We start from the raw sequence: 25,482 nt of genomic DNA, 5'->3' as shown, positions 1-25,482 counted from the left end.
CCCTGGGGGTGCGGGCCTCAGCCCAGGCGCTGCACCAGCGACCGGTACTCGTCCCACAGTTCCTTCGGGGTGTGCTCGCCGAACGTGTTCAGGTGCTCGGGGACGAGAGCCGCCTCCTCCCGCCACACGTCCTTGTCGACCGTGAGCAGGAAGTCGAGGTCGGACTCGGAGAGTCCGAGACCGTCCGTGTCGAGCGCGCCCTTGGCGGGCAGCACACCGATCGGCGTCTCGACACCCTCGGCCTTCCCGTCCAGCCGGTCCACGATCCACTTCAGGACCCGGCTGTTCTCCCCGAACCCGGGCCACACGAACTTGCCCGCGTCGTCCTTCCGGAACCAGTTGACGTAGTAGATCTTCGGCAGCTTGGACTGGTCCTTGTCCTTCGCCACGTCGATCCAGTGCGCCATGTAGTCGCCCATGTTGTAGCCGCAGAACGGCAGCATGGCGAAGGGGTCGCGACGCAGCTCGCCGACCTTGCCCTCGGCGGCGGCCGTCTTCTCGGAGGCCACGTTGGCGCCCAGGAAGACACCGTGGTTCCAGTCGAAGGACTCCGTGACGAGGGGTACGGCGGTGGCGCGCCGCCCGCCGAACAGGATCGCCGAGATCGGCACGCCCCGGGGGTCCTCCCACTCGGGCGCGATGATCGGGCACTGGGCGGCCGGGGTGGTGAAGCGGGCGTTCGGATGGGCGGCCGGGACTCCCGACTCCGGCGTCCAGTCGTTGCCCTTCCAGTCGGTCAGGTGGGCCGGAGTGTCCTCCGTCATGCCCTCCCACCAGACGTCGCCGTCGTCGGTCAGCGCGACGTTGGTGAAGACCGAGTTGCCCCACAGCGTCTTCATCGCGTTGGCGTTGGTGTGCTCACCCGTGCCGGGCGCGACGCCGAAGAAACCGGCCTCCGGGTTGATGGCGTAGAGCCGGCCGTCCTCACCGAAGCGCATCCACGCGATGTCGTCGCCGATCGTCTCGACGGTCCAGCCACGGGTCGTCGGCTCCAGCATCGCGAGGTTCGTCTTGCCGCAGGCCGACGGGAAAGCGGCGGCGACGTACTTCGACTCACCCTGTGGGGGCGTGAGCTTCAGGATGAGCATGTGCTCGGCGAGCCAGCCCTCGTCGCGCGCCATGACGGACGCGATGCGCAGGGCGTAGCACTTCTTGCCGAGCAGCGCGTTGCCGCCGTACCCGGAGCCGTACGACCAGATCTCGCGGGACTCCGGGAAATGCGAGATGTACTTGGTGGAGTTGCACGGCCACGGAACGTCGGCCTCGCCCTCGGCCAGCGGCGCCCCGAGCGTGTGCACAGCACGCACGAAGAAACCGTCGGTACCGAGTTCGTCGAGGACCGGCTGTCCCATGCGCGTCATCGTGCGCATGGACACGGCGACGTACGCCGAGTCCGTTATCTCGACGCCGATCGCGGACAGGTCCGAGCCCAGCGGACCCATGCAGAACGGGACGACGTACATCGTCCGGCCCTTCATCGAGCCGCGGAAGACGCCCTTCTCCCCCGCGAAACTGTCTTCTTCCCGCGTAAAGATGGCCCGCATCTCGGCGGGGTCCTTCCAGTGGTTGGTCGGACCCGCGTCCTCCTCCTTCTCCGAGCAGATGAAGGTGCGGTCCTCGACGCGTGCGACATCGGTCGGGTCGGAGGCCGCGTAGTAGGAATTGGGGCGCTTGACCGGGTCCAGTTTCCTGAACGTGCCTTTTTGGACGAGCTCCTCGCACAGTCGCTCGTACTCGGCCTCTGATCCGTCACACCAGACCACGCTGTCCGGCTGTGTCAGTTCCGCGATCTCGTTGACCCACGAGACCAGTTTCTTGTGGTTGGTCGGGACGGTGTCCGAGAGGAAGGTGCCTGAGGGGACGGTGTCAGGGGAAACGGGAGCCGCGATGTCGCGCGCCACGATTGCTCCTTGAATGAGGGTTTTCTGTTGACTGCCCCTTGGGGGCCGCGACCCGGATGCTTCACGGTTTGCTTCACGCTGTTGATCATTGGCGCTCATCCGGTGCCGACCGCACTCATTTGATCATCCGACTGGAGCGCCCATCTGTCCAGAGGGCTGCACACCTGAGCGACGTGACCATCGCCACTCATTCGCCGCCCGCCCGGGCGTTTCCTCCGGGTCACCCCCCATTCACCTGGCAACCCCGAGGCCCAACGCACATGAGAGGCTGGCCACTTCCACCCCCTCCCGCCGCCGGACTGACGCGTAACTTACGGTTACGTAGGTACGATGCCCGTCATGACTGCGTCCGCCCCAGACGCGCCCCTGGACTCCCCGGCAGTCGGCCGCGGTCCCATGGCGCTCTCGCTGCCACATTCCGATGAGATCAAGCCCAAACTGCGCGGCTGGCTGCATCTGGGCATGTTTCCGGCCGTACTCATCTCCGGTCTGGTGCTCACCGCGCTCGCCAGTTCGAGCCGGGCGCGCATTGCTTGCGGAATCTTTACCCTCACCGCCTGCCTGCTGTTCGGCGTGAGCGCGCTGTACCACCGGGGCACCTGGAGCCCGCGCATGGACGGCGTCCTGCGCAGGCTGGATCACGCCAATATCTTCTTGATCATCGCGGGCACCTACACCCCGCTGACGATGCTGCTGCTCCCTGCGAGCAAGGGGCAGTGGCTCCTGTGGGGCATCTGGGGCGCGGCCGTGGCCGGCATCGCCTTCCGCGTCCTGTGGGTCGGCGCCCCGCGCTGGCTCTACACCCCGTGCTACATCGCGATGGGCTGGGCGGCCGTCTTCTTCCTGCCGGACTTCATGCGCGCGGGCGGCATCGCCGTCCTGGTACTGGTCATCGTCGGCGGGCTGCTCTACAGCGCGGGCGGCGTGATCTACGGACTCAAGCGCCCCAACCCGTCACCCCGCTGGTTCGGCTTCCACGAGGTGTTCCACTCCCTCACCCTCGCGGCCTTCGTCACGCACTACATCGGCATCTCGATGGTGGCGTACCAGCACGGGTAGCGCCTGAGCGGACTCCGCCCCCTCCTGAATGGCCATGGCTTTCGAGCCGTGGCCATTTTTTCGTATGCCTGCGTTTCGTGTGCCTGCGTTTCGTATGTCCGCGTTTTCGTATGCCCGCGCACTTATCCACAGCGGTTGGCAGTCGCTCCCTTTTGAGAGTTACTGTCGTTTCTGTGTCTCCAGGCGGTCCTGGTGGCAGTGAGGTGCTGGGCACGGGCGTACGGCTGCTGCCGCGGACGGCCTCCACGCCCTCCTGGCCCGGCGGTCACGGCAGAGGGCGCGCCCACCTGCGCGGGCGCGCCCTCCGGGAGCCGGGGCCTGGACCCCGTACCTCTCCGTACCTCTCCGTACCTCTACAGGTCCTGGTACCTCTACGTACCTCTACAGGTCCTGCCTGTCGCAGACCACCCCGTTGCGGTTCGGGTCGAGGCCAAGGGGGTCGTCCTTGCCGTTGACCTTCAGGCGGCCGTAGTCGTTGGCCTTGAGCCAGGCGCAGCGGGCGGCCGTCGTCTGCTCGACCTGCGGCGGGAACACCGTCGGGACGCAGACGTTGATCGAGCCGTAGTGACGGTCGCAGCCCGAGAGGGTCGGGCTGACCTTCTGCGAGGCGCGCTTCCTGCCGGGTCCGGTGACCTTGCCCGTCAGTCCGTCCGCGAAGGAGTGGACGTGGGCGGAGGGGGTCAGCGGGGAGGTGGAGTCCGCGGGCACGGGCCTGGACATGGCCATCGCCTTCGGCGCCAGTGCCGCCGGGCCCTGGAGGTGGACCCACTTCGCCACCGACGGGACGCCGCCCGCGTCGACCGCGAAGAGCATGTACCAGCCGGGCGGGGCCAGGTTGGGGTTGCTCGTCACATTGAGGTCGATGTTGTTGCCATTGACCGACAGGGGCAGGTCCACGAACCGCTGGTTCGGGTCCGAGGAGTGCGTGACCGCCGCCGGGCGGATCAACTCGGCCTTGGCGATGGGCCGGTTGACCGTGATGCGCTGTGTGTCGCCGTACTTCCACTCGCTGTCGATCACCGAAGTGATCGTCGGGCGGGCGCCCTTGAGGAGGTAGGGCGGGGTGTAGATCGACACGTTGTGGTTCCAGGTGCCGTTGCCCGGGTTGTCACCGGTCGACATCACCCGGCCGTCGGGCAGCAGGAACGACGAGGAGTGGTAGCCGCGCGCCTGTGGGTCGGCGGCCACCGGGTCGAAGGTGTTCGACGCCGGGTCGTAGATCGACGACTCGAAGACCGGGTTGGCCCGGTTGTGCAGCCCGCCGCCGGTCTCCAGGACCTTCCCGTCGGGCAGCAGTACGGCGGAGACGTACATCTTGCCCTGGTTGCCGGTCTCGGCCACCGGGCCGTTGCCGAGGTCGACCGTGCCCTGCGGCAGCGGCGGACCGGCCACGTACGCCGGGTTGGCCGCCTTGAGGTCGATGAGGTCGGTCAGCCGGTTGGCGTCCGGGTTGGAGTCGATGTTGCCGCCGCCGAGCGTCAGCACCCGCTGGTCCTGGGCGGGCGGCAGCAGCACGCTCGCCGACTGGTCACGCTCGTCCTTGTTCCGGAGCCCGGAGATCGCGGTCGTCGTGTTGGCCGCGTAGTCGTAGACCGCCGACCCGGTGCCGGGCGTGCCGTTGCCGAAGACATGGCTGCCCGTGTAGAAGAGGCGGCCGTCCTGCATGAGGATCATCGACGGGTACAGACCCCAGTACGACCAGGTCTGGTTGACCTTCCACAGCGGCTGCCACTGCTTCTCGGCGGCCGACCACAGCTCGGCCGTCACCGACCCGGTCGAGTCCTCGCGCAGCCCGCCGAAGGAGATCACGTCACCGTTGCCGAGGACGGTCGCCGACGGGTACCAGTGACCGTCGACCAGGTCGTTCGTCTTGCTGTACTTCTCGGTCACCGGGTCGAAGATGTACGAGTCCTTGAAGCCCTCGTAGCCGTGCCCGCCCACGACCGGGTACGCCTTGTTGCCGCTCATCACCAGCACGCGCCCGTCCTGGAGCTGGACGTGTCCGGAGCAGAACATGTCCTTCGGCGTGGGGATGACCTTGTACGTGCCGTTGGCCGGGTTGTACACCGCGCTGGTGAACGTGCCCGCGTTGAACTGTTCCTCGCTGTTGCCGGAGCCCGCGATCAGCAGCACCTTGCCGTTGTTGAGGACGACGGAGTGCATGGAGCGGACCGGGTTCTGCGTGGGCAGGACCGTCCACTTGCCGTTGGCGCACTGGTCGGGGGTGGAGGTGCAGTTGGCGGGCGGGACCGGGTCGGTGACCTGCTCCATCGTGAAGTCGTCGGTGGTCGCGGAGCCCGTGCCGTAGACCGAGACACCCCAGGTGATGCGGTCGGTGCCGGCCGGGACGGCCGGGGTGCGGACCGTGGCCTGGGTCCAACTCCCCTGCATCTCCAGGGTCTTGAGGTCGGCCCAGTACTGCCAGCCGAGCGTCGTGTCGTGCCGGAACAGGGTGATGCCCGCGTCCGGGGTGGTCGTCTTGTACCAGAGCCCGAGGTCGTACTGCTTGCCCGCCGACACCACGGGCGCACAGGTCGTGTCCTCGGTGATCAGCGCCTTGCGGTCACCGCTCACCCGCCGGGTCAGCTCGACCTTCATGGCCTTCGAGCCCGAGTGCGCGCCGCCGACGGTGGAGAAGGTGAAGTCGTTGTCGCCCCAGCCGGACTGCTCCCAGCAGTACGGCATCCCGTCGGTGCCCGCCGTCTCGAAGCCCGGATTGACGACGAGGTTGGCGGCGGACGCGGACTGGGGGGAGACGAGGAGAAGACCGGCGGTCAGGGCGCCCACCCCGACAAGTGCCGTTCTCCGCCGGGAAACAGCTCTCCCCCGGGCTCTGGCTGACGATCGGCTGAACAGTGTCACGCGGCTCTCCTAGCTGTTTCGCTTTCGCGTACGGGGGCTCCCTGGTGACCCCGGCGCGGCAGATAGACCAGCGCTTCGGTTCCGACGAAGCGCAGGACGAAGGTCGTCACCAGTGCGAGCGCGGTGGCGGGCAGGGCTCCCATCCCCAACCGGTCCACGAACAGCGCGATCAGCGGCAGCCGCAGGACGAGGTCGAGGTTGGCGAGCAGCGCGAACCGGCCGGCGCGGTCCCACCAGTTCCGGTGCCGGCGGCGGTCGCGGAACAGCAGATGCTCGATGAGCAGGAAGTTCCAGGCGACGCCCAGCTGGTTGGCGATGATCTCGGCCGGTACGTAGTGCAGTCCGGCCGCGGTGAGCCCGTACAGCCCGAGCAGGTTGGGCAGGAAGCCGGTGGCGCCGATCAGGCCGAAGCCGATCATGCGGGCGGCGGGTGAGGCGGCGCGCAGGCCGACCAGGTGGCGCAGGAAGCGCAGGCCTTCCTGGGCGGTGGACTTGGACTCGCCGGCGTAGCGGTCCTGGAAGACGAAGGGGACCTCGGTGACCTGGCGGGGGCGGCTGCGGACGGCCAGTTCGAGGAGGATCTTGTAGCCGAGCGGCTGGAGGATCTCGGCGGTGACCGCGCTGCGGCGGATCGCGAAGAACCCGCTCATCGGGTCGCTGATGCCGTGCAGCCTGCGCGGGAAGAGGGACTTGGTCAGCCAGGTCGCGCAACGGGACACGGCCACGCGGTAGTTGCCCGCGAGCCCGGCCCGGCTGCCGCCCTTGATGTACCGGGAGGCGACCACGAGCCCGGCGCCCGCGCGTTCACCGGTGGCCACCAACTCCGGTACGAGGGACGGCGGATGCTGGCAGTCGCCGTCCATGACGACGATCCAGTCCGAGGTCGCCGCCTTGATGCCCTCGACGACCGCGCCGCCGAGCCCGCCCACGGCTTCCTCGCGGTGGATGACGGTGACCGGGAACGGGCAGTCCTGCGCGGCCTCGGCTATCACCTCGGGGGTGTCGTCCGTGGAGTCGTCGACGAAGAGGACCTCACAGGGCAGCCGCGACGGCACCGACTCGGTGATCCGGTGCAGCAACTCCCCGATGTTCGCGGACTCGTTGAAGGTCGGTACGACGATCGTGACCGCCCCCGGCTCGGCGACTTCAGCGGCACGTACGGCCGGATCGCCCAGTTCGCCGGGGACTGTGAACTCGAAGCTGCTCATCGGGCGCCTCCCGAGGCGTCGATACTGCGGATCTCGATCCGGCCGTCGCCGGTGCCGAAGGTGGCCACCGGGCTCGAATGCTTCATCGCTGCCCTGACGTTGGGCAGATTGACAGCGTCGCGCCGTACGGTCGGAGAGGCGACGACGTAGTCCAGGTCCTTCCAGCCCCTGGGCATCGTCTTCGTCACGGCCGGGTCGAGGTCGGCCTTGTAGAACCAGATGACGCCGTGCCCGGGCTCGTACCCGGCGTGCACGAGGTCGAGCCAGAGCGCGTCGTCGACGAGCACCCGGGTTCTCGCGGGGTCGGCGACCTCGGTCGCGAGCCACTTCGAGGCGGCCCGGTAGGGGGCGTTGGCCCTGGCGGTGACGGCGGTACGGTCGCCGTCGTACCAGCGAGGTACGACGTACGCGGCTGAGACGCCGAGGAGGACCGCCGCGACCACGTACCGCGCCCAGGTGAACGGCCGCCTCTCCCCTTCGGCGCGCCGTCGGCGCAGTACCGCGTGGGCGACGCTCGCGACGCCTCCGGCGAGGACCAGGGAGAGGAAGGGCAGCGCCTGGATGACGTACATCGCCGGCAGATAGCCGTTCGGGCGCATCGCGACCAGGGCGAGGATGCCGATGGTGAGGGCTGGTCCTGCCAGTGCGCGGGCGGTGACCGACCAGCGCCAGGACACGATGAGGAGCAGGGCGCCGGCGAGGCCGCCGAGGGGCAGGACACGGTCGTAGTAGAGCCAGGACTGCACGACGCCGTACGAGCCGGAGCCCGGGTCGAGGATGAAACCCGAACCCGGCCTGGTCATCTGGTACTTGAGCCCGTCGAAGAGTGAGACATGCCCGCCGCCCGGGAACAACTCGCCCTTCAGCAGGGCGAACAGGGGGTAGGCGAAGCCGATCAGGGCGCAGGCGGTGATGGCTCCGGTGAGCGCGAACTTGCGGGTGTCGCGGTGGCCGTGGCGCCACATGGTGACCAGCAGGGCGGGCAGGATGACGAGCATCGTCTCCTTGGTGAGCACCGCCGCCGCGGCCGCGAGGCCGGCGGCGAAGTGGTGCCACAGGTGGCGGCTCGGGGAGGCGGCGAGGGTGAAGGCGACCAGCACCCACATCACCGCGATGTTGTCGAGGAAGATCTCGCGCTGGAGCACGACCGACAGCGGCGAGAGTCCGAACAGCGCCATGGCCAGGCCCGCGGCCCAGCGGGGCAGCGAGAGCCGGCGCCCGAGGACGTAGACGAGGACCGCGCTGACGGCGCTGACCAGCAGCATCACGGCGCGCATCGAGCCGACGGTCATCGAGTCGGGGCTGAGCAGCGACGGTATCCAGGTCAGGGCGGCTATCTGGATCCAGCCGAGGGGTGGATGGTCGTACCAGTAGGTGTAGTGCGCGAGGCCCCTGCCCTGCTGCACGGCCCACGCCTGCGAGAGATAGGTGCCCTCGTCGTCGCTGAGGGTCGGATAGTCGGCGATGTTCCAGCCCTGCACGACCATGATGGCCACGAGCAGAAGACCGCAGGTCAGCAGGTCGGGGCGGGCGGATCGGAGGCGGCTTGCGCGGCTCGGCGGCAAAGGCGGGCGAGGGGCCGGGGCCGTTTTGGACGCAGGCTGCCGCTGCGTGGGGACCTTGACGGTCACCACGGGAAGGGTGGAAGTCACGCGTGAACGTCCTCTCGGGACTCACTGGAGTTGAGGTGGGCGCCGACGTGACTGGTCAACTCCCAGTCGTTTCTGCCGCGTTGCTCACGCCAGACGGCGCGAACGGCGGCCCCGGCGAGGAGCAGCTGGTAGAAGGGGCCGCCCACGACGAGCTTGAGATAGTGGACGGGCCTGACCCGCAGCCCGTACTGCTTGCCGAAGTCGTGCAGTCCGACGAGCTCGAAGACGAAGGTGACGAGCGCGGTGACGGCAGGCAGGAAGGTGATGAAGGCGACCCCGACGGGCACGTCGAGGAAGAGCGCGACAGCCACGTTGAGCGGGATCACCACCCCGGTGACCGCCTGGAGATACGGCGTCATCAGGGTGTAGCGGGCGAGCAACCGCTGCCCGAACGAAGGGAGTTGCTTCCAGTCGCGCTTCCGGTACACCTGGAGGAAGCCCTGGTTCCAGCGGGTGCGCTGCTTGAGCAGCGACATCAGCGAACCCGGGGTCTCCTCCTTGGTCACCATGTCGGAGTCGTAGGCGACGACGACCTTCTTGCCGACGCTGGACAGCCGCACGCCGAGATCGCAGTCCTCGGCGAGGCACTCGGGGTCCCAGCCGCCCGCGTCCCGCAGCACGTCGGTCCGTACGAAGACGGTGTTGCCGCCGAGCGGGATGAAACCTTTCTGCGCGTGCAGATGGAGCCGCGAGCGGAACCAGAAGAAGTACTCCAGGCAGTTGCGCAGGCTGTACCAGCTGGAGTGGAAGTTGATGAGCTGGACACCGCCCTGGACGACGTCCGCTCCCGTGGTCCGGAAGGCGTGGTCGACGTGCGAGAGCAGCTCCGGGTGGACCTGGTCCTCGGCGTCGAAGACTCCGACGATGTCGCCACGGCAGTGCGGCAGGGCCGTGTTCATGGCCTTCGGCTTGTTCTTCTTCTCGTGGGTGTCCACGACGACCCGGACGCGCGCGTCACGTTCGGCGGCCCGCTCGGCCACCGCCGCGGTCTCGGGGTCGTCGTGTCCGACGATGACGATGATCTCGAAGTCGGTGTGGCTCGACTCGAGGAGCCGCTGGATCGTGTGATCCAGGACGGCCTGTTCGTGCCGGGCCGGCAGCAGGAGCGAGAACGACTGCCCCTCACCGCCGTCCGGTCTGCTGAATCGGGTGGAGGCGAGCACTTCCGGCGTACGCCAGGCGTGCATCTGCCACCACAAGGTGAAGGCCGCCATCCAGAACAAGGCCAGTGAAACGGCGGCGATGAAGACAGACGTAAGCAACAGATCCCCCCAGATCCCCAAAGCCCCTGTCGCGACAGCGTGTTACATCTATCGCGTCCCCGGAGAGGACATTAGGGGGGAAGTGTGAAGCGCGAGGGTTGTTCAGATAAAAAGATTGTTTCAGAACGGCACGCCACCTAGGCGGGTATATCCGAACATGCGACCAAATCGGGCCATACGAACGGGAGTTGGATGTTGACGGCCCGTCGTTTTCCGTCGTTGGATCCCGGTTCATCCACCCAACGAGAGGCGCAGCCGCTCCGGATCGGTCGTCGGCACATCACAGGTGAAGTTACGGCAGACGTAAGCGGTGGGTTCACCGCCGACGAGAGTCCGTCCGGCGAGCAGCGGCAACTCCTCACTGTCCGCAGTCCCCACGGCGACCACGGCACCCGGAGCGGTGGCCAGAAGTGCCGTACGGTGCAAGGCAGTTGTGGCCGGATCATCGATCGCCGGCCCGACCACGGCAACCTCCCGGGGCCCGTCGAGCAACGCCTCCGCGACAGCGAGCCCCCACCCGATGAACCGCGGCACACGCGGCCCGAGCGACTTCACCACCCCCAACGCCCGCTCGGCGGCGGCCCGGTGAGGCTCGGCCCCGGTCTGAGCGGCATACGAGAGCAACGCCCCCGCGGCTGCGGTCCACCCCGAGGGCACCGCGTTGTCGGTGGGATCCTGAGGCCGCCGGATGAGCCGCTCGGCATCGCTGGCGGTGTCGTACAACGCCCCCGACTCCGCGTCGGCGAACCGCGCGAGCACATGGTCGAGCAGCAGCCCGGCGAACTCCAGCCACACCCCCTCCCCCGTCACGGAGGCAAGGGCGAGGAACCCCTCGGCGACATCGGCGTAGTCCTCCAACACCCCCGCGTTCGCCCCGACTTGCCCGTCCTTGCTGGTCCGGGCGAGGTGGGCCCGGTCGTCCAGATGAACCCGTACGAGGAGATCGGCGGCGGCCAGCGCGGCGTCCACGAGGTCGGGCCGCTCGAAGTAGGCGCCGGTCTCGGCGAGCGCGGCGATCGCGAGCCCGTTCCAGGCGGCGACCACCTTGTCGTCCCGCCCGGGAGCGGGCCGCGCGGCCCGGGCGTCGAACAGCCGCCGCTTCACGGAGTCGACCTTCTCGGCGTCGAACACACCCTCGTGCTGCGGAAGTTGAAGAACCGAGGCACCCTCCTCGAAGGTCCCCTCCACGGTGACCCCGAAGTAGTGCGCGGCAAGCTCGGCGTCCTCGGCGCCGAGCACCTCGGCGAGCTGGGCCGGAGTCCACACGTAGAAGGCACCCTCGACGTGCTTACCGGTCCCGGTCCCGTCATCACTGTCGGCATCGAGCGCGGACGCGAAACCCCCTTCGTTCGTGCGGAGTTCACGCACCATGAAGTCCGCGGTCTCCAGGGCCACACGCCGGGCCGGCTCGGAACCGGTGGCACGCCAGAGGTGGGCGTACACGCGGCACAGCAGCGCGTTGTCGTACAGCATCTTCTCGAAGTGGGGCACGACCCACTCCCGGTCCACGGAGTACCGGGCGAAGCCGCCGCCGAGCTGGTCGTAGATCCCGCCCCGGGCCATGCGCTCACAGGTGTCCTGGGCCATCTGCAGCGCCCCCTCGGCGCCTGTCCTGGCGGCGTGCCGCAGCAGGAACTCCAGGGCCATGGACGGCGGGAACTTCGGCGCCCCGCCGAATCCGCCGCGCTGGGCGTCGTACTCCCGGGTGAGCCCGAGCAGCGCCCGCGCCTGCTCCTGCTCGCCGGGTGCCTCGGACCCGCCGTACTCGATCTCGCGTCCGGCGAGGTCCCGTACGATCTTCCGCGCGACCTCGGCGACCTCGTCCCGCCGGTCGGCCCAGGCGCCGCGGACCCCCTCCAGCACCTCCCGGAAGGAAGGCATGCCACCGCGCGGGGTGGGCGGGAAGTAGGTGCCGAAGTAGAAGGGCTCGGCGTCGGGCGTGAGGAACACCGTCATGGGCCAGCCGCCCTGTCCGGTCGCCGCCTGGACGGCCTCCATGTAGACGGCGTCGACGTCGGGACGCTCCTCGCGGTCGACCTTGACGCTGACGAAGTGCTCGTTGAGATAGTCGGCGGTGACCTGGTCCTCGAAGGACTCGTGAGCCATGACGTGGCACCAGTGACACGCAGAGTAACCAACGGACAACAGAATGGGTACACCGCGCCGTTTCGCTTCCTCGAACGCCTCGGGCCCCCACGGCCACCAATCGACCGGATTGTCAGCATGCTGAAGCAGATACGGCGAGGTCACACCAGCCAACCGGTTCATACGGCCCAGCCTCTCACAGCGCCTGACGCGACCGCGGAACAGTAGGCTGGGCGCAGCAGCGCCGGACCTGTCGAGGCTCCTCGAAGGAGGTACATGATGACCGCCGAGATGGTGGCGCCCGCGTGGATGCATACGCAGATCAGTGCGGAACAGTACGACTCCTGGTCCGAGGAGCAGTGCGCCGGCATCGAGATCGTGGACGGGATGGTCGTCGTGAGCCCGAGCGCCTCCAAACGGCACAACCGGCTGGCGCGGGTCCTGGCCAATACCCTGGACGCCGCCGCGGGCCCGGACTGGAACGCGGACACGGACTTCGACGTGCGCTTGCAGGACGTCCCCCTGACCAACCGCCGTCCGGATGTCACCGTCTACCGGGCGGAGACCATCGACCTCACGCCTACCCGCCCCGAGCACGTACTCCTGGTCGTCGAGGTCGTGTCACCCGGTTCGGAGACCACTGACCGGATCGTGAAGGTGGACCAGTACGCCAAGGCCGGCATTCCCTTCTACTGGCGGGTCGAGCAGGCCGCCACCGGGGTCCCGATCATCTACACCTACGTTCTCGATCCCGCCACCAAGGCTTACCGGGACGGCGAGATGTTCACCGGCACGGTGAAGGCCACCGCGCCTTTCTCCGTCACGGTCGATCTTGGGGTCCTGTAGGCAACCGTCCTTTTCTCCCCGTTCGGTGACTGTGATCACGACAGCCGCCCGTCTCCCTCCCGTATCAACGGTGTCAACCGGCGTGACCAGCCCGGCGATCGGGCCCCATGCCTCCACGCCCCCTCGCACCAATGCGCCGTCCGCAGGACACTCGACCAAGGAACCATCGAGGATCGCTGCCAGAGGGGGACACCATGCGGGACAGCCACCGGGCGGAAGCCGAGCGGCTGTTGGGCCGGGCCGTGGAGGAAGAGGTGCGGCGGTCCGGGGGGCGTACGGACGGGAGTGTGCTGCTCACCCGGGCGCGCGGGGCGCTGGACACCATGGCGGAGTCGGCGGCGGAGGAGTACGCGGCGTACACGCGGGCGCTCGACGACGCGAAGGCCGGGCAGCTCACCTTCGGGCAGCGCTACGCCCGGGAGGGAGCCGGAACTCCCCTGCTGGTGGCGGCCGTCGCCGCCCTCGCGGCGGGCGTCGCCGACGTGGCGCTCGGCACCGGCACCGGCACCGCCGTGGGCGCGGCACTGACGGTGGGCGTCGTGGGCGCCGCCGCGACCGTACTGAAGGTGACCGCCTCCCATCTGCCGGCCGCCCATCACCGGGCCGGTGCCGTGAGCCAGCCCGGCGGTCCCGAGCAACTGCGGCTGACCTGGCTGACGGCCCTTGAGGTACGCGGTATCCGGCCGTTCCTCGACCAGCAGCGGGTGCTCAGCGCGTCCACCGGGCCGAAGAAACCGGGGCCGAGGCTGCGCGGCAGCGACAAGAGCGCTGCCGCCCGCACGCGCAGCGTCCTTGACCAGTCGTTCGCCCAACTCCCCGACCCTGACGACCCGTTCGCGGGCCGGCGGCAGGAACTGGCCCGCATCCGGCAGTGGGTGCACGCGGCCCGCGCGAGCACCGAGACCCGGCCGACCCTGGTCGTCCTGCACGGCGCGTCCGGCAGTGGCCGCAGCGCGCTCGCCATCCACGCGGCGCACGATCTGCGGGACCAGTTCCGGGGCGCGTGCGTGGTGGATCTGCGCGGCGACAGCCCGCAGGAGCCGCCGCTGCCCACCCGTGACGCCCTGCTGTACCTCCTGAACCGGCTCGGCGCCTCCCGCGAGCAGTCGCTCTTCAGGGAGCGTTCGTCACCGGACCAGCAGGTCAGAAGGTTGACCGAGCTGTACAACCAGCACCTCACGGGGGTGCCGGTGACGATCGTCCTGGACGACGCCCAGGACCCCGAGCAGGTCCGCACCCTGGTCCCGGAGCGCTCCGACAGCCTGGTCATCGTCACGGCCCGCGAGCCGCTCGCGCTCCCGGCCGACCTGCCCTTCTGGGTCCATCAACTGGCCGTCGAGCCCCTGGACGCGGCGGGCGCCGAGGAACTGCTGGCCGCTTCCGCACGAGCGGAGCCGGGGTCGGCCCCGGCGGGTCCGTACGACGCCGAATCCGTCGCGCGGGTGACGGAGTTGTGCGGCGGGCTGCCGCTGGCCCTGCGCGTCGCCGGCTCCTCGCTCGGTCTGCGCAGTCAGCGCCGGCTGGCCACCGACCTCGGCGCGTACGGCCCTGTCGAGCCGGTGGAGCGGGTGCTGTGGCTGCGCTACACCGACCAGTCGGAGCCCGCCCGGCGGCTGCTGCGCAGGCTGGCGCTGGCCGGGCGGGCCTCGCTCGGCGCGGCGGCCGCCGCCGCCCTGCTGGCCACGGACCGGACGGAGGCGACCCGTCAGCTGGACGCGCTCGCCCGCGCGGGCCTGATCGACCACGTCCGGGGCAGCCGCTACCGCCTGCACGACCTGGTCCGCGCCTTCGCGCAGGCCCGTCTCCTGGACGAGGAGGAACCGGCGGAGCGCACGGCCGCGCAGGAACGGCTGATCGTGAGCTACGGCGAGCTGGCCGACTCCGTGCTGCGCCTGGTCGACGGCAACATGTCGACCCGCTCGGACCGCTTCAGCCCGCACGGCTTCACCTCCCTCGACGAGGCGCTGCGCTGGCTGGACGACGAGTCGAGCTTCATCACGGCGACGCTGCGGCACGCCGACGGCGTCAACCAGGCCGCCGTGCTGAACCTGCTGGGCGCGCTGTGCGACTACTGCCTGCTGCGCGGCGACCTCTACCGGCTCGGCGAGATCAGCGAGCTGGCGGAGTCGGTGGACCAGGGGCTGCTGGTCCGCTCGGTGCAGTGGCGTACGGGTATCGCGGCCCGGCAGTTGGGCGAGCTGGACAAGGCTCGTACGACGCTGACCTCGGTCGTCGAGCTGTACATGGAGGCCCACCACGACGCGGGCGCCGCCCGCGCGCTGTGCTCGCTCGGCATCACGCTGCACCACCAGGGCAACCTGGTCGAGGCGGCGGCGAAGCTCCGGGAGGCCCTGGACCTCCAGCAGGCCCCCGAACTGGCGACCGACCGCGCCTGGACGATGCACGCGCTGGCCGCCGTCGAACGCGACCGCTCCCGTCTCGCCGAGGCCTGGGACCTGCTGAACCGTTCCCTGGTCCTGCATCGCGAGGGCGAGTCGATCCACGGCGAGGCGTGGGCCCACTTCCAGCTCGGGCAACTCGGCCTGCGGATGGGCGACGTACCGCGCGCCGAGTCCGACCTGCGTACGGCCCTCGATCTGTACGGCCGTACGCGCGACACCCGTGGCGAGGCCTGGGCCCTGACCCAGTTGGCGCGGGCCCGGCTGGTCGCCGGGGACGCGTCGGCGGCGGTGGACGGGCTGCGCCGGGCGGCGGCGGTCCACCGGGACAACGAGGACGCGCGCGGTGAGGCGTGGTCGGTCTACTACCTGGGCCAGTCCCTGGAGGAGACCGGCAACCTGGATCTGGCGGTCCGCGAGCTGGAACGTTCCCGCACGATGTTCTCCCGCATCCGGGACGTCTACGGCCTGGCGTGCGCCCGCCATCACTCGGCCCGTGTCACCCGTGACCAGCGGGCCGTCCAGACGGGCTCGCTGCGCAACTCCGGGTTCGCCCGCCAGCTCCTGATGGACGCCCGCGCCGACTTCCAGCGCATCGGGGTGGCCCATGGCGAGGCCTGGACCTGCCTGGAGCTGGCCATCGTCGACGCGGGCAACGCCCGCACCCAGCAGGCGCTGTCCCTGTGCGACGAGGCGATCGCCCTGTTCACCTCGTACGGCGACCGGCGCGGCGAGGACTGGGCGCGCTTCCTGCGCTGCACCCTCCTGCCGTACGCGGCCCCCGGCGGTGTCGACATCGGCACGGCGGTGGCCCAGGAGGAGCTGTCCCAGCTCTCCCGGGGCCGCCATCCGTCCCGTGACGAGAAGCTCGACGACTTCGTCGATGCCTACCGGCTCCTGCTGGAGCGCGGTGTGGCCCTGGAGTCGGGCTGGCAGGCGTGGCGCCTGGGCATGATCCCGAACCGGCACGCCCGGGAGGTCATGGGGGTACCGGTACCGGCGGCCGGCCAGAGGTGAGGACCCGGAGGCGCCGGGCCGGGTGCGGGACACCCGGTGGGCGCCTCACTCCTGCGTGGAGGCCTTGGCCGCTCCCTCGGGGGCGCCGGAGGTCTCCGCGGGGTCCGGCGCCTCCTTGAACTGGATCCTGCCCATCTGCTTGTTCATGGACTTCATCAGGGCCCACACGGCGAGAGCCATCACCGCGAACACGATGAAGCCGAGGACACCGGGGGTCACCTTGTTCTCGTCGACCTCCGCCGAGAAGGAGGCGAGGTGCGTCATTGCCAGGCTTGCGCTTGCGCTCATGTCAAGCATTGTCGCGGATGCCCGCAAAGAGGTCGTCCTCGGGGAGGGAAGTGTCCACGAGCGACTTCGCCAGCTCGTACTCCTCCGTCGGCCAGACCTCCCGCTGAAGGTCCAGCGGCACCCGGAACCAGCCTCCGTCGGGGTCGATCTGCGTGGCGTGCGCGAGCAGCGCCTTGTCGCGGATCTCGAAGAACTCCGCGCACGGAACATGCGTGGTCAGCGTGCGCTCGGTGCGCTCGAACTCCGCCCACCGCTTCAGCCAGTCCCCGTACGGCGACTCCATCCCGCGCTCCAGCAGCGCGTTGTGCAGCGCCTCGGTGCGCGGCCGGTTGAAGCCCTGGTTGTAGTACAGCTTCTGCGGCTGGTACGCCGGGCCGAACTCCGACTCCGGGTACGTCTCGGTGTCCGTGGCGCGCTCGAAGGCCAGCATCGAGATGGTGTGGGTCATGATGTGGTCGGGGTGCGGGTACCCGCCGTTCTCGTCGTAGGTCGTGATCACCTGCGGACGGAACGCGCGGATCTGCTTCACCAGCTCCCCCGCCGCCTTGTCGGCGTCCTCAAGGGCGAAGCACCCCTCGGGCAGCGGCGGCAGCGGGTCGCCCTCGGGCAGGCCCGAGTCGACGAAGCCCAGCCACTCCTGCTTGATGCCGAGGATCTCGCGGGCCTCGTCCATCTCCTTCTTGCGTACCTCGTGGATGTGCTCCTCGATGTACTTGTCGCCCTGCAGCTTCGGGTTGAGGATGGAGCCGCGCTCCCCGCCCGTGCAGGTCACGACCAGCACGTCCACCCCCTCGGACACGTACTTCGCCATGGTGGCCGCACCCTTGCTCGACTCGTCGTCGGGGTGCGCGTGCACGGCCATCAGTCGCAGCTGGTCAGTCAAGACTCAATCCTCGTAGGTCGGCATCCGGTGTGAGCGGGTGCGATGAGCGGCTTCTATAGTGACCGAACCGAGCGGCCAATAATTCCGGGGCCCGGCTTTCCAGGGCCCTCGCGGAGAGGACGATCATGAGTACGGCGACCACGCGACCTCCCGAGGGACGGTACGGCCGCTCCACGGACGCGGGCGCCGACCGCAAGCTCAGGATCGTCGCCGCTGTTCTCGGCTCGGTACTGCTCATCGTGATCGGCTGGTTCGGCTATCACTACGTCGTCGGCAGCAAGATCAGCGCCGAGGTCATCACCTTCAAGACGTACGAGAACTCGGTCAGGGTTCATCTGGAGGTCCGCAAGGACTCCGGGACGAACGGCTACTGCACGGTCCGCTCCCAGGCCGAGAACGGTGCCGAGGTGGGCCGCGCCGACTTCCGCTTCGACGGTGCCGCCACCCGCATAGACCGGCTCGTCACGCTCCGTACGACGTCGCAGGGCACCACGGCCGAGCTGCTCGGCTGCCACAGCGACTGAGGCCACCGCCGGGGTCCCGCAGGCCATCAGCGGGGTCACACTCATCACACAAGCGTTGACCTGCGCTGACGTTTTTCTGATGGCTTATGTCCTCCCCCTGTCGCCGCTGAATTGTTAGGCTCGTGGTTTCGCCCATCCGTGAAGGAACATTCTTCTTGGTAGGGCGATGCTTTGTATTCCCAGTACCTACGAGGAGCACCTGTGACCCAGACCAGCGAGAACGTCACCTGGCTGACCCAGGAGGCGTACAACAAGCTCAAGGACGAGCTTGAGCACCTTACTGGTCCTGCGCGCACGGAGATCTCCGCCAAGATCGCCGCTGCGCGTGAGGAAGGCGACCTGCGCGAGAACGGCGGGTATCACGCCGCCAAGGAGGAGCAGGGCAAGCAGGAGCTCCGTGTGCGCCAGCTGACCCAGCTCCTGGAGAACGCGAAGGTCGGCGAGGCGCCGGCCGCGGACGGCACGGTCGCGCCCGGCATGGTCGTGACGATCGCCTTCGACGGCGACGAGGACGACACGCTGTCCTTCCTGCTCGCCTCGCGCGAGTACGCCAGCTCCGACATCGAGACCTACTCGCCGCAGTCTCCGCTCGGCAGCGGGGTGAACGGCAAGAAGGTCGGCGCGGACGCCCAGTACGAGCTGCCCAACGGCAAGCTCGCCACCGTGAAGATCCTGAAGGCAGTGCCCTACCAGGCCTGACCTCCCGGACCCGGTCCTGCGGACCCGGCTCTTCGGAACCGGCTCCTCGGAACCGTCGGAATCCACTGCCTCGCCCCTTGCGATGCCCCCGGTGCCCTCTTCCTGGCGCCGGGGGCATCGTCACGCCCGGGGCACCCTCAGCCGTCCGCCGAGCGGTACTTGCGGACCGACAGGGTGCGGAAGATCGCGATGATCAGGACCGAGTAGATCACCGAGGCCAGCACCGAGTGCCGCATGGGCCAGGCGTCGGAGTGGGACACACCGGGGTCACCGAAGAGGTGACGACACGCCTGGACGGTGGCACTGAAGGGGTTCCACTCCGCGACATGGCGCAGCCAGGGCGTCATCTGACCGGAGTCCACGAACGCGCAGGAGATGAAGGTCACCGGGAACAGCCAGATCAGACCTCCCGATGTCGCCGCCTCCGGCGTGCGCACGGACAAGCCGATCAGGGCACCGATCCAGGTGAAGGCATAGCCGAGCAGGAGCAGCAGGCCGAAGCCGCCGAGGATCCTCCCGAAGTTCGTCGGTTCCACGGAACCCGGGCGCCAGCCCACGAGCAGGGCGACTATCGCCAGGACGAGCAGCGTCAGGGCCGTTTGCACGAGATCCGCGACGGTGCGGCCGGTCAGCACCGCGCCACGTGCCATCGGCAGCGAGCGGAACCGGTCGATCAGGCCCTTGTGCATGTCGTCCGCGATACCGGCGCCCGCGCCCGCGGTGGCGAAGGTGACCGTCTGCGCGAAGATGCCCGCCATCAGGAAGTTCTTGTAGACCTCGGGACTGGTGGTGTTCCCGATCTTCATCGAGCCGCCGAAGACGTACGTGAAGAGGATGACGAACATGATCGGCTGGATCAGCCCGAAGATCACCATCTCGGGAATCCTGGACATGCGGATCAGGTTCCGCTTGGCGACGACCAGGGAGTCGTGGACCAGCTGGCTGAAGGGGTTCTTGGATGCCACTGCGGGCACCGCGTCGGTGACGGCACTCACTTGACGGTCTCCTTTCCGGTCTGCTTCGCGCCCCGTCTGCCGCCTTGCTTCGCGTCCTGCTTTCCGTCCTGCTTTCCGCTCTCCCCGCCGTTCTCCGCGTCCTTGTCCTCGGCCACATGGCCGGTCAGGGAGAGGAAGACGTCGTCGAGGGTCGGGCGGCGCAGGCCGATGTCGTCGATCTCGATGCCTCGGGTGTCCAGTTCACGGATGATCTCCGCGAGGAGCTTCGCGCCGCCGGTGACGGGCACGGTCAGTTTGCGCATGTGCTCCTGCACGGTGACCTCACCCTGACCCTTGCCGAAGACGCTGAGCACCTCGGACGCGGTCGCCATGTGCTCGCGCTCGTGCACGACGACCTCGACACGCTCGCCGCCGGTGCGGGCCTTGAGCTGGTCGGAGGTGCCGCGGGCGATGACCCGCCCCTGGTCGACCACCGCGATGGAGTGCGCGAGGTGGTCGGCCTCCTCCAGATACTGGGTGGTCAGCAGCAGCGTCGTCCCCCCGGAGACCAACTGCTTGATGACCTCCCACAGTTGCTGGCGGTTGCGCGGGTCGAGGCCGGTCGTCGGCTCGTCCATGAACATCACCGGCGGCGAGACGACCAGGGCCGCCGCGAGGTCCAGCCGACGGCGCATACCGCCGGAGTAGGTCTTCGCCGGACGGTCGGCGGCGTCCGTGAGGTGGAACTGCTCCAGCAGTTCGTCCGCGCGGGCCTTCGCCGCCTTCGACTTCATCTGGTAGAGCTGCCCGACCATCTGGAGGTTCTCGCGGCCGGTCAGATACTCGTCGACCGCCGCGAACTGCCCGGAGAGGCCGATCGAGCGGCGGACGGCTTCGGGGTGTTTCAGGACGTCGATACCCGCGACGACCGCCGAGCCGCGGTCGGGCCGCAACAGGGTCGTCAGACAGCGGACGGTGGTGGTCTTGCCCGCTCCGTTCGGCCCGAGCAGACCGAGGACCGTGCCCTCCGGGACGTCCAGATCGACGCCGTCCAGAGCCTTTACGTCACCGAAGGTCTTCACCAGTCCTTCGGCGTGGATGGCACCTGGCATATCAGTTCTCCACGTCGTTGAGGATTACCGCAAAAGCCTAGATTTGTCTCCTTGGCCCCGCCCGGTGAACGGGAGGAGGATGAACAGGCGCACGAGAGTGCGGATGCGGAGGCGTGACACACACCATAACGCGATGTATCGCGTCTCTCAATGGATTTTCCCGGAGGCCACCCGTCCGAGTGATCCCGTCCGCGTGATACCCGTCCTCGCGATACGCGTCCGCGTGATCCCGAGTGAGTGGCCTCAGTCGATGACGAGGTAACCCGCCTCGCGCAGCGCCAGACCGACCTCGGCGCAGTGCGCCGGCCCCTTCGTCTCAAGGTGCAGCTCGACCTCCGCCTCCGTGAGCCCGAGCCGCGGATCGGTCCGGACATGGCTCACGTCGAGGACATTAACGTCGACCACTGACAACACCCCGAGGAGCGTCGCGAGGGCGCCCGGCCGGTCCGTGAGACGCAGCCGAACCGCCAGGTAGCGGCCCTGCGCGGCCATTCCGTGGCGCAGGATGCGTTCCAGCAGCACCGGGTCGACGTTGCCGCCGGACAGCACCGCCACGACCGGCCCCTCGAAGGCCCCGGGCTCGCTCAGCAGCGCCGCGACCGGGCTCGCGCCCGCCGGTTCCACGACCAGCTTGGCGCGCTCCAGGCAGAGCAGCACCGCGGCCGACAGTTCGTCCTCACTGACCGTGCGGACCTCGTCGACCAGTTCGCCGATGATCCCGAACGGCACGTCGCCCGGCCGCCCGACCTTGATCCCGTCGGCCATGGTGGCCGGGTTCGCGACCGACACCGGCCGGCCGGCGGCCAGCGAGGGCGGATACGCGGCTGCTCCCGCCGCCTGCACGCCCACGACGCGGACGTCGGGCCGCACCGACTTCACGGCGACCGCGATCCCGGCGGCCAGACCGCCCCCGCCGATCCCGACGAGGATCGTGCGCGCCTCGGGGCACTGCTCCAGGATCTCCAGGCCCACCGTGCCCTGCCCGGCGATGATGTCGGCGTGGTCGAAGGGGTGGATGAACACCGCGCCCGTGCGCTGCGCGTACTCCTGGGCGGCGAGCAGTGTCTCGTCGACGACCTGGCCGTGCAGCCTCACCTCGGCGCCGTACTCCCGGGTGGCGCTGATCTTCGGCAGCGGGGCGCCCAACGGCATGAACACGGTGGCACGCACCCCGAGCAGCGCCGAGGCCAGCGCGACGCCCTGCGCGTGGTTGCCGGCGCTGGCGGCGACGACACCGGCGGCCCGCTCCTCGGGCAGCAGCCCGGCGATACGGACGTACGCGCCCCGCAGCTTGAAGGATCCCGTGCGCTGGAGGTTCTCGCACTTGAGGTGCACCGGCGTGCCCACGAGCTGGGACAGATGCCGGCTGCTCTCCATGGCCGTCACCCGCGCCACACCCATGAGCATCTTCCGCGCACCGCGTACGTCGTCGAGGGTGACGGGCCCCAGGGAGTGCAAGGAGTCAGCCGTGCTGTCGCTCATGACTCAAGTCTCGCAGTTCACAGGCGCGGACTCGCGGTGTGACCAAGCTCCGAGATCGGTTTTGGCAGCGCCGGTACGGCCCGCCTTCCGGCCGCGTACCCTGTCCCCCAACCCAGCACCCCTTTGATGAAGCGAGCCCCCGGCCATGCCCACAACACCTGAAATGTCGATGGACATGACGACCGTCGGTGACACCGGTCTCCTCGACACGTTGCAGCACGAGGTCGCGGTGTTCGCGCGCCGTGCCGAACAGACCCGGCTCGGGGGAGTCGGGCAGGTGCGCAACTCGATGGACCGCGCCGCGTATCTGCTGCTCAACCGCCTCGACAACGAAGGCCCGATGGGCGTCAAGGCGCTCGCCGCGAGCATGGGCATCGACTCGTCGACGGTCACCCGGCAGGTGGCTCCGCTCGTCGACACGGGCCTCGTCAAGCGCACCTCGCACCCCGAGGACGGGCGGGCGGTGGTCCTCCAGCTGTCCCCGCGCGGGCTCGCGCGGCTGGAGGAAGTGCGGTCGTCGAGGCGTCAGCTGATGGCCGAGCTGACGCAGGAGTGGTCACCGGAGGAGCGCGAGGTGTTCTGCACGCTCCTCACGCGCTTCAATACCGCGCTCTCCGCCCGCCAGGCCTCCCAGGGCCTCCCGGCGGGGGAACCGGAGTCCGCCTCCTGACGACCGGCCCCTGCCTCCCGCCCGACGGCCCCAGTGCCCGGCCTCTTGACCGGCGGGCGGCATCTGGCCTCAGATGAGACCGGGTCCTTGTCGTACGGCGGGAGGCACGGTGCGAGAACGGCAGGCGTCCCAAGGTGCCGGACCGGCCCGGGACTTCGAGGCGTTCGTCGCGGGCGCGGCGGGCCGGCTGCTGCACACGGCCACGCTGCTCACGGCGGAGGCGCCGCACGACAACCCGCGCGCGCGGCGCCTGCTCACGCACGCCCTCGCGCACACGTACGCGTGCTGGGACCGGATGCGCGGTGAGGACCCGTACGACCTGGCCCGTCAGTGTCTCGCCGTCCGTTTCGCGCGCGGGGCCTGGCACCGGTACGGCGCGCTCGGCCGGGCCCGCCCGCACCCCGGGAGCCCGCTGGCCCTGCTGGCCCCGCAGCAGCGGCTGATCCTGGTCCTGCGGCTGTACGAGGGCGTCGGTGAGGAGCAGACGGCGGCGCTGCTCGGGCTGCCCACCGAACGCGTGCACGCGGTCTGCGACCGGGCGACGGCGACGCTGCTGCACCCGCCGCGCGGCCCGGCGCCGGCGGTGACCGGACCGAAGGTGGTGCCGTCGTGAGCCGGCGGGACCGGGAGAGCGCCGCGCGGCAGCGCATGGAGGGGACACCTCCTCCGGTGCCGCCCGACCTGTACGCGGAGGTCGTACGGCGCGGCGGCCGCATGCTGCGGCGCAGACGGGCGGCGCGTCGGCTGATGTGGGTGCTGCTGTTCGCCGCGGCGGTCGCCTTCACGGTGTGGGCGTCGATGGTGCACCCCTGGGTGGAGCCGCCGTCGGAGACGACTCCACCTCTGAGGGGCTGGTGAGACCGGGCCGGGAAACCGGGTCGCGGCCGGTGATCAGCCGAGTGCCTGCTGGAGGTCTTCCAGAAGGTCCTCAACGTTCTCGATGCCCACGGAGAGGCGTACGAGGTCGCCCGGCACCTCCAGGGCCGAGCCGACGACGGACGCGTGCGTCATGCGTCCGGGGTGCTCGATCAGGGACTCCACGCCGCCGAGGGACTCGCCGAGCGTGAACACCTTGGCGCGGTTGCAGACCTCGACGGCCGCCTCCTCGCCGCCCTGGACCTGGAACGACACCATGCCGCCGAACGCCCGCATCTGCTTGGCGGCGACCTCGTGACCGGGGTGCTCGGGCAGCCCCGGGTACAGAACGCGCGTCACGCGCGCGTGCCGGGTGAGCATGTCGGCGATCTTCGTGGCGTTCTCGCTGTGCCGGTCCATCCGCACGGAGAGCGTCTTGGCGCCGCGCAGCACCAGCCAGGAGTCGAAGGGCCCGGCGACCGCGCCCATCGCGTTCTGGTGGTACGCCAGTTCCTCGCCGAGTTCCTGGTCACCGGTGACCAGCGCGCCGCCGACGACGTCGGAGTGGCCGCCCATGTACTTGGTCAGGGAGTGCACGACGACGTCCGCGCCGAGGGCCAGCGGCTGCTGGAGGTAGGGCGTGGCGAAGGTGTTGTCGACGACGAGCCGGGCACCGGCCTCGCGGGCGACCTGGGAGACGGCGGCGATGTCGGTGATGCCGAGGAGCGGGTTGGAGGGGGTCTCCACCCACACGACCTTGGTCTTCGGGGTGAGGGCGGCCCGTACGGCGGCCGGGTCGCTGGTGTCGGCGACCGACCACTCCACGCCCCACCGGGCGACGACCTTCGCGAAGAGACGGAACGTGCCGCCGTAGGCGTCGTCGGGGATGACCACGTGGTCGCCGGGGCTGAGCAGCGTACGCAACAGGCAGTCCTCGGCCGCCAGTCCGGACGCGAACGCGAGACCGCGGCGACCTCCCTCCAGCGCCGCGAGATTCTCTTCGAGGGCGGTACGGGTCGGATTCGCGCTGCGGCTGTACTCGTAACCGCCGCGCAGCCCGCCGACGCCGTCCTGCTTGTAGGTCGAGACCTGGTAGATCGGCGGGACGACCGCGCCGGTGAGGGGATCCGCGGTGTTGCCCGCGTGGATCGCGAGGGTCTCGAAGTGCTGACTGATGTGCCTGTCGCTCATGTGCCCGAGGGTAATGCGCCCGGGGGTCCGGTGACGGCCACGGCCCCGGGAGGCGGGCGGCGGGGGCTCCGGGGGCCTGTGTCCCCACCGGGTTGGCCAATTGTCAGAGGCGTCTGGTTCGCTTGAGGCATGGAGATTCTCTGGGTCCTGATGGCGCTGGTCATGCTCGGCTTCGTCGTGCTGCCGTTCGTGCGGCGCGGGCGTGCCGGTATTCAGCAGGTCGCCCCCGGTGACCCGGACGCCGCGGACCCGGCGGACTACGGCTTCGTCCGGCAGGAGGCGCTGGACATCCGTATGCCCGGCCCCGACCAGGATCTCCTGGACGTCCTGGACGTGGTGCAGCGCACACGGGACTACAGAGCGGCGGCGCAGTTGCTCGCCGGTACGGAGCGGGACGGCGAGCGGCGCTGGCAGCGCGTGCAGGCCTTCGCGGGCGCCGCGTCCCTGGAGCTCCAGCAACGCCCCGGCGGGGTGAGCGAGTCGCCGGGCGGCCAGTGGCTGCGGGTCTGGCGGGCGGAGGCGCCCAAGGACGCGGGCGGCGCGGCGGTGCAC

General features: G+C 69.5%; 20 protein-coding genes and 1 pseudogene. 9 read left to right on the top strand and 12 right to left on the bottom strand.

Annotated elements, in window-relative coordinates:
- Positions 1–17: 17 nt before the first annotated feature.
- Positions 18–1,901, bottom strand: coding sequence for a phosphoenolpyruvate carboxykinase (GTP) (locus AOK08_RS02820; RefSeq protein ID WP_422125717.1), 1,884 nt, complete (start codon positions 1,899–1,901; stop codon positions 18–20).
- Between the two features lie 339 nt (positions 1,902–2,240).
- On the opposite strand from AOK08_RS02820, the gene trhA reads away from it, so the two are divergent.
- Positions 2,241–2,960, top strand: a complete 720-nt coding sequence (trhA, locus tag AOK08_RS02815; RefSeq protein ID WP_055523371.1) for a PAQR family membrane homeostasis protein TrhA — start codon at positions 2,241–2,243, stop codon at positions 2,958–2,960.
- A 381-nt stretch (positions 2,961–3,341) separates the two neighbouring features.
- On the opposite strand, the gene AOK08_RS02810 is transcribed toward trhA, so the two are convergent.
- The 5 genes from AOK08_RS02810 to AOK08_RS02790 all read right to left on the bottom strand — a co-directional run bounded on the left by AOK08_RS02810 (position 3,342) and on the right by AOK08_RS02790 (position 12,212).
- Entirely contained in the window at positions 3,342–5,747 is a 2,406-nt protein-coding gene (locus AOK08_RS02810; RefSeq protein ID WP_198539087.1) for a galactose oxidase family protein, read from the bottom strand.
- 71 nt (positions 5,748–5,818) lie between these two features.
- Entirely contained in the window at positions 5,819–7,030 is a 1,212-nt protein-coding gene (locus tag AOK08_RS02805; protein WP_055523289.1) for a glycosyltransferase, read from the bottom strand.
- Positions 7,027–8,682, bottom strand: coding sequence for an ArnT family glycosyltransferase (locus tag AOK08_RS02800; protein ID WP_055523287.1), 1,656 nt, complete (start codon positions 8,680–8,682; stop codon positions 7,027–7,029). The genes AOK08_RS02805 and AOK08_RS02800 overlap by 4 nt, the downstream gene beginning before the upstream one ends.
- On the bottom strand, positions 8,679–9,944 hold the full coding sequence (locus AOK08_RS02795; RefSeq protein ID WP_055523362.1) for a glycosyltransferase: 1,266 nt from the start codon (positions 9,942–9,944) through the stop codon (positions 8,679–8,681). Before AOK08_RS02795 ends, AOK08_RS02800 begins: the two co-directional genes overlap by 4 nt.
- 231 nt (positions 9,945–10,175) lie before the next feature.
- Complete coding sequence (locus AOK08_RS02790; RefSeq protein WP_055523285.1) at positions 10,176–12,212, bottom strand: thioredoxin domain-containing protein; 2,037 nt, start codon at positions 12,210–12,212, stop codon at positions 10,176–10,178.
- Between the two features lie 96 nt (positions 12,213–12,308).
- Between AOK08_RS02790 and AOK08_RS02785 the strand changes: the two genes are divergently transcribed.
- The gene (locus AOK08_RS02785) at positions 12,309–12,875 is read left to right on the top strand and encodes a Uma2 family endonuclease (RefSeq protein WP_055523283.1); all 567 of its coding nucleotides are present in this window, start codon (positions 12,309–12,311) and stop codon (positions 12,873–12,875) included.
- Between the two features lie 194 nt (positions 12,876–13,069).
- Positions 13,070–16,291 carry a tetratricopeptide repeat protein gene (locus tag AOK08_RS02780; protein ID WP_055523281.1) on the top strand — a complete coding sequence of 1,074 codons (3,222 nt, stop codon included), beginning with the start codon at positions 13,070–13,072 and terminating at the stop codon, positions 16,289–16,291.
- Positions 16,292–16,336: 45 nt separating this feature from the next.
- Here the strand turns inward: AOK08_RS02780 and AOK08_RS02775 are convergent, their stop codons facing one another.
- Positions 16,337–16,588 carry a hypothetical protein gene (locus tag AOK08_RS02775; RefSeq protein ID WP_055523279.1) on the bottom strand — a complete coding sequence of 84 codons (252 nt, stop codon included), beginning with the start codon at positions 16,586–16,588 and terminating at the stop codon, positions 16,337–16,339.
- Positions 16,581–17,441, bottom strand: coding sequence for a mycothiol conjugate amidase Mca (mca, locus tag AOK08_RS02770; RefSeq protein WP_055523360.1), 861 nt, complete (start codon positions 17,439–17,441; stop codon positions 16,581–16,583). The genes AOK08_RS02775 and mca overlap by 8 nt, the downstream gene beginning before the upstream one ends.
- A 146-nt stretch (positions 17,442–17,587) precedes the next feature.
- Between mca and AOK08_RS02765 the strand changes: the two genes are divergently transcribed.
- Positions 17,588–17,986, top strand: coding sequence for a DUF4307 domain-containing protein (locus AOK08_RS02765; RefSeq protein WP_055523277.1), 399 nt, complete (start codon positions 17,588–17,590; stop codon positions 17,984–17,986).
- A 201-nt stretch (positions 17,987–18,187) separates the two neighbouring features.
- Positions 18,188–18,685, top strand: a complete 498-nt coding sequence (gene greA / locus AOK08_RS02760; protein ID WP_055523276.1) for a transcription elongation factor GreA — start codon at positions 18,188–18,190, stop codon at positions 18,683–18,685.
- A 137-nt stretch (positions 18,686–18,822) separates the two neighbouring features.
- On the opposite strand, the gene AOK08_RS02755 is transcribed toward greA, so the two are convergent.
- From AOK08_RS02755 to ilvA, 3 genes are all read right to left on the bottom strand, one after another.
- A complete protein-coding gene (locus tag AOK08_RS02755; RefSeq protein ID WP_055523274.1) occupies positions 18,823–19,680 on the bottom strand; it encodes an ABC transporter permease in 858 nt (285 codons plus the stop codon).
- Entirely contained in the window at positions 19,677–20,732 is a 1,056-nt protein-coding gene (locus tag AOK08_RS02750; protein WP_055523272.1) for an ATP-binding cassette domain-containing protein, read from the bottom strand. The genes AOK08_RS02755 and AOK08_RS02750 overlap by 4 nt, the downstream gene beginning before the upstream one ends.
- A gap of 243 nt (positions 20,733–20,975) precedes the next feature.
- Positions 20,976–22,214, bottom strand: coding sequence for a threonine ammonia-lyase (ilvA, locus tag AOK08_RS02745; RefSeq protein ID WP_055523270.1), 1,239 nt, complete (start codon positions 22,212–22,214; stop codon positions 20,976–20,978).
- Between the two features lie 163 nt (positions 22,215–22,377).
- On the opposite strand from ilvA, the gene AOK08_RS02740 reads away from it, so the two are divergent.
- The 3 genes from AOK08_RS02740 to AOK08_RS02730 all read left to right on the top strand — a co-directional run bounded on the left by AOK08_RS02740 (position 22,378) and on the right by AOK08_RS02730 (position 23,742).
- A complete protein-coding gene (locus AOK08_RS02740) occupies positions 22,378–22,884 on the top strand; it encodes a MarR family winged helix-turn-helix transcriptional regulator (protein ID WP_198539085.1) in 507 nt (168 codons plus the stop codon).
- Positions 22,885–22,993: 109 nt separating this feature from the next.
- Complete coding sequence (locus AOK08_RS02735; protein WP_055523268.1) at positions 22,994–23,497, top strand: sigma factor-like helix-turn-helix DNA-binding protein; 504 nt, start codon at positions 22,994–22,996, stop codon at positions 23,495–23,497.
- Entirely contained in the window at positions 23,494–23,742 is a 249-nt protein-coding gene (locus AOK08_RS02730; protein ID WP_055523265.1) for a hypothetical protein, read from the top strand. Before AOK08_RS02735 ends, AOK08_RS02730 begins: the two co-directional genes overlap by 4 nt.
- Positions 23,743–23,775: 33 nt before the next feature.
- On the opposite strand, the gene AOK08_RS02725 is transcribed toward AOK08_RS02730, so the two are convergent.
- The gene (locus AOK08_RS02725) at positions 23,776–24,930 is read right to left on the bottom strand and encodes a cystathionine gamma-synthase (RefSeq protein ID WP_055523264.1); all 1,155 of its coding nucleotides are present in this window, start codon (positions 24,928–24,930) and stop codon (positions 23,776–23,778) included.
- 129 nt (positions 24,931–25,059) lie between these two features.
- Between AOK08_RS02725 and AOK08_RS02720 the strand changes: the two are divergent.
- Positions 25,060–25,482 (top strand): annotated as a pseudogene (locus tag AOK08_RS02720) (hypothetical protein); the annotation flags it as partial.

The sequence above is a fragment of the Streptomyces graminilatus genome, assembly GCF_001418565.1.
GTDB lineage: Bacteria > Actinomycetota > Actinomycetes > Streptomycetales > Streptomycetaceae > Streptomyces > Streptomyces graminilatus.
This window is presented reverse-complemented; position numbering and strand designations above follow the sequence as displayed.

What these genes read in the sequence shown, in the direction of transcription:
- AOK08_RS02775 (WP_055523279.1), bottom strand. Translation starts at nt 16,588, where the DNA reads ATGCTTGACATGAGCGCAAGCGCAAGCCTGGCAATGACGCACCTCGCC.
- AOK08_RS02765 (WP_055523277.1), top strand. Translation starts at nt 17,588, where the DNA reads ATGAGTACGGCGACCACGCGACCTCCCGAGGGACGGTACGGCCGCTCC.
- AOK08_RS02785 (WP_055523283.1), top strand. Translation starts at nt 12,309, where the DNA reads ATGACCGCCGAGATGGTGGCGCCCGCGTGGATGCATACGCAGATCAGT.
- AOK08_RS02750 (WP_055523272.1), bottom strand. Translation starts at nt 20,732, where the DNA reads ATGCCAGGTGCCATCCACGCCGAAGGACTGGTGAAGACCTTCGGTGAC.
- AOK08_RS02790 (WP_055523285.1), bottom strand. Translation starts at nt 12,212, where the DNA reads ATGAACCGGTTGGCTGGTGTGACCTCGCCGTATCTGCTTCAGCATGCT.
- mca (WP_055523360.1), bottom strand. Translation starts at nt 17,441, where the DNA reads ATGGCCGTGCACGCGCACCCCGACGACGAGTCGAGCAAGGGTGCGGCC.
- ilvA (WP_055523270.1), bottom strand. Translation starts at nt 22,214, where the DNA reads ATGAGCGACAGCACGGCTGACTCCTTGCACTCCCTGGGGCCCGTCACC.
- AOK08_RS02725 (WP_055523264.1), bottom strand. Translation starts at nt 24,930, where the DNA reads ATGAGCGACAGGCACATCAGTCAGCACTTCGAGACCCTCGCGATCCAC.
- AOK08_RS02780 (WP_055523281.1), top strand. Translation starts at nt 13,070, where the DNA reads ATGCGGGACAGCCACCGGGCGGAAGCCGAGCGGCTGTTGGGCCGGGCC.
- AOK08_RS02740 (WP_198539085.1), top strand. Translation starts at nt 22,378, where the DNA reads ATGTCGATGGACATGACGACCGTCGGTGACACCGGTCTCCTCGACACG.
- AOK08_RS02805 (WP_055523289.1), bottom strand. Translation starts at nt 7,030, where the DNA reads ATGAGCAGCTTCGAGTTCACAGTCCCCGGCGAACTGGGCGATCCGGCC.
- trhA (WP_055523371.1), top strand. Translation starts at nt 2,241, where the DNA reads ATGACTGCGTCCGCCCCAGACGCGCCCCTGGACTCCCCGGCAGTCGGC.